The 7,560-nt window shown below is 66.3% G+C and carries 4 protein-coding genes; 1 reads left to right on the top strand and 3 read right to left on the bottom strand.

From position 1 onward, the window contains the following. From VMJ11_RS08305 to hrpA, 3 genes are all read right to left on the bottom strand, one after another. Positions 1–548 (bottom strand): sterol desaturase family protein (locus tag VMJ11_RS08305; protein WP_414694340.1); only part of this gene is annotated, 548 nt, incomplete at its 3' end. 22 nt (positions 549–570) lie between these two features. Beyond that, positions 571–1,611 carry a beta-propeller fold lactonase family protein gene (locus tag VMJ11_RS08300; protein WP_325618787.1) on the bottom strand — a complete coding sequence of 347 codons (1,041 nt, stop codon included), beginning with the start codon at positions 1,609–1,611 and terminating at the stop codon, positions 571–573. Positions 1,612–1,766: 155 nt separating this feature from the next. Then, complete coding sequence (hrpA, locus tag VMJ11_RS08295; protein WP_414694339.1) at positions 1,767–6,518, bottom strand: ATP-dependent RNA helicase HrpA; 4,752 nt, start codon at positions 6,516–6,518, stop codon at positions 1,767–1,769. A gap of 23 nt (positions 6,519–6,541) precedes the next feature. Here hrpA and argA point away from each other — a divergent pair. Further along, positions 6,542–7,560: amino-acid N-acetyltransferase (gene argA, locus VMJ11_RS08285; RefSeq protein ID WP_325618781.1), on the top strand; the 1,019-nt coding region annotated here is incomplete at its 3' end.

Here is a 7,560-nt window from a genome sequence, read left to right as displayed (position 1 = left end):
CTGTGGTGCACCGCGTGCAGCTCCCACCAGATGCCGAAACGATGAGAAAGCCGGTGGTACCAATAGCTGAAGAGGTCGAGCACCACGAGATAGATCGCGAACGCCACGAGCGGCTGCGTGGTCACGCCCGGCCAGAGGTTGTCGAGGTCCACGGTCTTCACGCCGACGAGCCGCAGCGCGCTTTGCGCACGGTCGAAGAACGGTTGCATCGTGAAGAAGAACAGCAGATTCACGATGCCGAGCCGCGTGATCCACGTATAGAGCGCATCGACGCCCACGCCTTTGCGGTCGCGCCACTTTTCCACCGGCGCGAGGGCTTCGAGCGGGCGCAGCAACGCGTACATCACGCCAACCTCCAGCACGCCGACGATCACCCAGTAAAGCGCGTCGTAGGTGTCCTCGTCCACGTCCATCATGCCGGCGCGAAAGAGCAGCGGCTGCACCGCGTTCACGTAGAGGAGCGTCTGTAGCCACGACACGAGGTCGTCGGCACACGAGAGCACCGCGTGCCCTGCTTGCCCCATCAACGCCAGCGCGGACGCCATCATCTGTGCGAACGCCCCTGCGCCCTCAGGCGCCGTTCGGCGCCGTGACGGGCGCGCGGTCGTAGAAGTAGATGCCATGCGGCGAGCGGCCCACGGCAATCGTCTTGATGAGCTTCTTCGTCTGCATGTCGATCAGGCCGATGTGCTTCGCGAAGCGGAACGTCACCCACAGGTAGCGCTTGTCGGCGGAAAGCTCCATGTCGTCGGGGCCCGGCATCAGGCCGCTGATCTCGCCTGTTTTTTCGAGCGTTTGCTCGTCGATGATGCTGATGGTGTTCGACACGCGGCTCGACACCAGCACATGGCGGCCGTCAACGAGCGAGCGGAAGTTGTGCGCGGCCTTGCCCACCTGGATCGTCTTGACGACTTTCTGATTGCGCCAGTCCACCACCGCGACGTAATCGGCGCCCGTCATGCCGACCAGCAGGTATTTGTCGCCGGGCGTGAGCCACAGGCCCGCGGGCGCGGGGCCCACCTTCATCTTCCAGAGCAGCTTCTGCGTGGGCAGATCGACGGCCGCGATTTCGCCCGAGACCTGCAGCGAGACGAATACGATGCGGCTGTCGTTGGTGAACGCGAGGTGGCTCGGCATGGCCGAGAGCGGCAGGCGCTTCGCGAGCGTGATGTTGCTGCCGCCGCCGTACTGGTAGATGTCGAGGCGGTCGAGGCGCAGGCCCGTCGTGACGAACCACTTGCGGTCGGGCGAGAAGCCGAGCTGATACGGGTCTTCGATGTTCCCGACCCAGCGCTGCGGCTTGCCGGTTTTCGGATCGACGAACAGGAGGTTGTTCGACACCGAGTTCGCGACGATCAGCGAGCTGTTGTCCGGCGTGGGAAAGAGGTGATGCGGCTCCTTGCCCGTGGGCACGGTGCCGACGACTTCGTGTGTCTTGTCGTCGATGAGGCTCAACGTGGCTTCGCCCGAATTGAGGACGATGATGTTTTCCGCGTGAGCGGTCGTTGAGGCAATGGTGGCAAACGTGGCAAATGAGGCAAAAGCGGCGGCGCAGGCGAGCGCCAGCGAAGCGGTTTTGCTGGCGACACGGCCAAAAGTGTTGTTAGGCATGGAGAATCGTTCCCGGGCAGATTCGTGATTGTAGAACGTCTACCTGCGCGCAAGGTTGACGTAAAGCCCTTGAAATGTGAAGGGGCGCCATTAAGCGCCCCTGTTTCGACTCCTGTCATGGCCCCGCAATGTGCCCGGAGTGAGCGCAGGCTCGACTAGCGCTGCATCGATTCCCATACCTTGTAGAGGCGCTTGACCGAAACCGGCATTGGCGTGCGCAACTCCTGTGCGAAGAGCGAGATGCGCAGTTCTTCCAGAAGCCAGCGAAACTCCGAGAGACGCGGATCGAAAACGCCGCCACGCTGCGCGAGCGCGCGCTGGTACTGCTGCGCGAGCGGCTGGAGTTCGGCGGCTTGCCGAGCGTCGCGCGCGGGATCGGCGCGCAGCTTCTCGATACGCAGCGCGATGCCCTTCAGGTAGCGCGGGAAATGTACGAGCTGCGCATAGGGCGTTTCCAGAATGAAGCGCTTGCTGATGAGCGCGTCGAGCTGAGCCTGCATGTCCACCGCCGGCGCGCCGAAGGCCTTCGCCTGCACGAGCTTCTTCGCCACCGAGGCATATTCGGCAAGGATCTGGCCAACGAGCCGCGCGATTTCCTGCGCGAGCAGCGAGAGGCGTCCGCGGCCTTCGTCCTTGCGCGCGTGGAAGCTCGCGTCGTCATCGGGCAGCGGGTCTTGCAGGCAGGCGCGGTCGAGCGCGAGTTCGACCAGCTGGTCGCGCAGCTCCTCCTGCGTGGCGCGCGCCATGAACTGCATCGCCATCTCGCGAAGGCCCGGGAGGTTCTTCTCGAGATAGCGGATCGGCTCGCGCAACTGCAGCGCGAAAAGCCGCCGCAGCCCAGCGCGATGGATCCGCGCCGCCTCCTCCGGCGAGTCGAAGACTTCGACATCGCAGTGCGTGCCGCGATCGACGAGCGCCGGATAGCCGAACAGCGTCTGACCACCGCGGCGGATTTCCAGCAGCTCGGGCAGCTTGCCGAAATTCCAGGTCGTGAGGTTTTCGTAGAGCGCCGTGGCTGGCGCTGTGTCGCCCGGCACGGCGTCGGCGGCCGCACTCGTGTAGGGTGCGTTGCGCTTGCTGGCCCCACTCGCGTTCGTCTCGCGCACAGTCTGATCGGATGCTGCAGGCGCGCCACCCTGCGCATGCGTTTCCAGCGCGGCCAGCGCCGTCGCGCTCGCGAGCTTCTGGAACTGCTGTTGCGCCTGCGCGCCGAGCTCAGAGCGCAGTTGCGCGAGGTTACGGCCCATCGCGAGCTGTCGTCCGTGCTCGTCGATCACCTTGAAGTTCATGAAGAGGTGCGCGGGTAGCGTTTCGAGCTTGAAGTCCGAGGACTTGAGCGCGACCTGCTTCTGCTCGCGCACGTCGGCGATCAGCGCCTCCAGCAAGCCACCCGCGCCGAAACGTTCGCCGCCCGTGCGCTCGGTGAAGGCCGCCGCATACTCGGGCAGCGGCACGCAATGACGACGCAGCTTCTGCGGCAGCGACTTCAGCAGCAGTTGCGCCTTCTCCTTGAGCATGCCCGGCACGAGCCATTCGCAACGGCGCGCATCGACCTGGTTGAGCGCGTAGAGCGGCACCGCGAGCGTCACGCCGTCGCGCGGCGAGCCCGGCTCGAAGTGATACGTGAGCGTCATCGCCACGCCGGACATCGTCATGCGCTTCGGGAACAGGTCGGTCGTCACGCCCGCCGCCTCGTGGCGCATCAGGTCGTCGCGCGAGAGGTACAGCAAGCGCAGCTTGTCCTCGGGCTCACCGCTCTTCTTCACCTCGTCGCGATACCAGCGCTCGAACGACGCGCCCGAATAGATGCCCTCGGGAATCGCCTGATCGTAGAACGCGTAGATCAGCTCGTCGTCGACGAGCACGTCCTGGCGGCGCGACTTGTGCTCGAGCTGCTCGATATCGGCGAGCAGCTTGCGGTTGTGCGCGAAGAACGCGAGCTTCGTGTCGAACTCGCCCTCCACCAGCGCGCCACGAATGAAGAGCTCGCGCGCGCGCGCCGGATCCTGCTTGCCGAACGCGACGCGCCGACGCTGATACACGGGCAGGCCATACAGCACGCCGCGCTCGAACGCGCTCACCTGCGCCGCGCGCTTTTCCCAATGCGGCTCGGAAAGCGACTTCTTGAGCAGATGCGCGCCGACCTTCTCGAGCCATTCGGGCTCGATCTTCGCAATGCAGCGCGCGTAGAGGCGGCTCGTCTCGACGAGCTCGGCGGCCACCACCCAGCGCCCCGCCTTCTTCACTAGCGCCGAACCCGGCCACAAGTGGAACTTGATGCTGCGCGCGCCGAGGTAATGCGGTTCGTCGTCGGCCTTCAAACCGATGTTGCCGAGCAGGCCCGTGAGCAGCGCGTGATGGATCTGCTCGTACGTCGCGTCGGCCTCGTTGATGCGCCAGCCGTGCTCGCGCACCACGGTCAGCAGTTGCGAGTGCACGTCGCGCCATTCGCGCAGGCGCAGATGCGAGAGAAAGTTCGCGCGGCACGAATCGAGCAGTTGGCGGTTGGACTTCTTGTGCGCGACGGCTTCTTCGAACCAGGCCCAGATCTTGAGCCACTGCAGGAACTCGGAGCGCTCATCGGCGAAACGGCGATGCGCCTGGTCGGCCTGCTCCTGCGCCTCGATGGGCCGATCGCGCGGGTCCTGCACGGAAAGCGCGCTCGCGATGACGAGCACTTCGCGCAGGGACTGTTCGTCGCGCGCGCCGAGAATCATGCGCCCCACGCGCGGGTCGAGCGGCAGGCGCGCGAGCTCGCGGCCAAGCGGCGTGAGCGCGTTGTCATCATCGACGGCGCCGAGCTCGTTGAGCAGCTGATAGCCGTCGGCGATCGCGCGCCCCGGCGGCGGCTCGATGAACGGGAACGTCTCGATCGCCGTGAGGTGCAGCGACTTCATGCGCAAGATCACGGCCGCGAGCGACGAGCGCAGGATCTCCGGATCGGAGAAGCGCGGGCGCGCGATGAAATCCGACTCTTCGTAGAGGCGAATGCAGATGCCGTCCGCGACGCGGCCGCAACGGCCCGCGCGCTGGTTCGCGGCGGCTTGCGAAATCGATTCGATCTGCAGCTGCTCGACCTTGTTGCGGTACGAGTAGCGCTTCACGCGCGCAAGCCCGGTGTCGACCACGTAGCGGATGCCCGGCACCGTGAGCGAGGTTTCGGCCACGTTGGTGGCCAGCACGATGCGGCGCGCGTTCGACGACTTGAATACGCGCTCCTGCTCCTGCGCCGAAAGACGCGCGAAAAGCGGCAGGATCTCCGTGTGCGGCGGATGGTGCTTTCTCAGCGCCTCGGCCGCGTCGCGGATCTCACGCTCGCCTGGCAGGAATACGAGCACGTCCCCGGGGCCTTCGCGGCAGAGTTCGTCGACGGCGTCGACGATCGCCTCCATCAGGTCGCGGTCGGTGTCGCGTTGCGACTTGCCGCCTTTTTCACGTCCGGTCGTGCCCTGCGCGGCCTTCACCGCCGGGCTGTCCTCTTGCACCGGCCGATAGCGCACCTCGACGGGATAAAGACGCCCGCTCACCTCGATCACGGGCGCCGGCTTCTCCTCGCTGCCGAAGTGGCGTGCGAAGCGGTCGGCGTCGATGGTCGCCGAGGTCACGATCAGCTTCAGCTCGGGCCGGCGCGGCAGGATCTCCTTCAGATAGCCGAGCAGGAAGTCGATGTTCAGGCTGCGCTCGTGCGCCTCGTCGATGATGAGCGTGTCGTAGGCCTTGAGCAGCGGGTCGGTTTGCGTCTCCGCTAGCAGGATGCCGTCGGTCATGAGCTTGACCGAAGCGCCCGGCGAAAGATTGTCGGTGAAGCGCACCTTGTAGCCGACCACTTCGCCGAACGGTGTCTGCAGTTCTTCGGCGATGCGCCGCGCCGTAGCCGAAGCCGCGATCCGGCGCGGCTGTGTATGGCCGATGAGGCCCGTGCCGCCCGCACCGAGCCCGCGGCCCAGCGCGAGCGCGATCTTCGGCAATTGCGTGGTCTTGCCCGAGCCCGTCTCGCCGCACACGATCACGACCTGGTTCTGCTCGATCGCGCGGGCGATTTCCTCGCGGCGGCCGGACACCGGCAGCGCTTCGGGGAACGTGATGGGGGGCACCGGATTGGGCTCGACGCGCGCACGCGGCGCTCGCGACGCGCGCGCCTGCCGGTCATCGCGCGGCGGATGTTCACGCTCGACTTCGCTGCCGGGGCGAGGCGCGTTGTCGGATTTCGCCTTGGCGGGTCGTTGCTGATTCGCCGGGTTCGGCTGACTCGGCTGACTCGGCTGACTCGGCTGACTCGGCTGGTTCGGCTGATTCCGCTGATTCCGCTGATTCCGCTGATTCCGCTGGTTCGGCTGGTTCGCCGGGTTCGGCTGATTCGGCCGCTGCGCGCGCGGCGATGGATCGTGTGCCGTCGCGGCTCGTGTATCGCGAGCGTCGTCGCGACGTTTCCGTGATTCGCCTCGCTGCTCTGCCCGTCGATCGTCGCGTGGTTGCGCCGGCTGCGTGCTACCGCGCTCCACTCGCATGTCGCGACGCGCTTCACCGCCGCGTCGTGCGCCCTGCGCTTCGCTTTGCGCTGGCGGCGCGGGCTTCGTTTCGCTTCGCTGCTGCGCACGCGGTTCGGCGCGCGGGGACGTCTGCGGTTTTGACCGCTCTCGGGCCTGCGCACGCTCTGCCTGCACGCTCTCCGGCTCGCTGCCCTGCGCGCCCTTATGCGTCGACGCCGTGCGCTTGTCCTGCACGCGCGCGCCACCCAGCGCGCCGCCGCCCACGAGCGCGGCAAGCCGGTCCGTCGACGCGAGCTTTTGCCTGTCGCCGTACTTCTGCGACGCGCTCTTCTCTTTTGCGCCGTCCTGCGCCGATTCCTTCCCGGCCGGGGTGTTGCTGCCCTGCGCCGAGGCAGGTCTTTTGGGTACATTCGACATGGGGGCGCATTATAATCCCGGGCATGAATTCCCAAACCGACCTCGTCCCCGCCACCGCCGGCGCGCCGGCCTCGGCCGCCGCTGCGGATCCCGCCTCGCAGCTCCTCGCGCAGCACGCGCAGTTCGTCGACTGGATGCGATCGGTCGCGCCCTACATCCACCGCTTTCAGGGCAAGACGTTCGTGGTGGGCTTCGGCGGCGAGGTCGTGCACCAGAACCTGCTCAACGCGCTCGCTGCCGACATCGCGCTGCTGCAGGCCATCGGCATCCAGATCGTGCTCGTGCACGGCTCGCGCCCGCAAGTCGAGGAGCAGATGAGCCTGCATGGTGTCGAATCCGAGTTTTCGCACGGCATGCGCATCACGAATGCCCGCGCGCTCGAATCCGCAAAAGAAGCCGCGGGCGAAGTGCGCCTCGACATCGAGGCCGCGATCAGCCAGGGTCTGCCGAACACGCCGATGGCGCACGCGCACATCAGCGTGGTCTCGGGCAACTTCGTGACGGCGCGTCCAGTCGGCATTCTCGACGGCGTCGACTTCCAGCACACGGGCGTCGTACGCAAGATCGACGCCGATTCGATCCGCCATTCGCTCGCAAGCCGCAAGCTCGTGCTGCTCTCGCCGCTCGGCTTCTCGCCCACGGGCGAGGCGTTCAACCTCTCGATGGAAGACGTCGCCTCCGCGGCAGCCATCGCGCTGCGCGCCGACAAGATCATTTTCCTCACGGAAACGCAGGGCCTTCTCGACGAAGAAGGCGAACTGATCCGCGAATTGTCGCTCGACGACGCCTACAAGCTGCAGGAAAGCGGCACCGTGCTCGGCGACGCGGGCTTCTATCTGAAGCACTCCATTCGCGCCTGCCGCGGCGGCGTGGGCCGCGCGCACATCATTCCGTACGCGCTCGACGGCAGCCTCCTGCTCGAACTGTTCCTGCACGACGGCGTGGGCACCATGATCTCGTACGAGAACCTGGAAAGCCTGCGCGAAGCGACGCCCGACGATGTGGGCGGCATTCTCACGCTGATCGAGCCGCTCGAAACAGA

Origin of the sequence: Paraburkholderia sp. (genome assembly GCF_035501035.1) — a bacterium.
Classification (GTDB): Bacteria; Pseudomonadota; Gammaproteobacteria; order Burkholderiales; family Burkholderiaceae; genus Paraburkholderia.
This window is presented reverse-complemented; position numbering and strand designations above follow the sequence as displayed.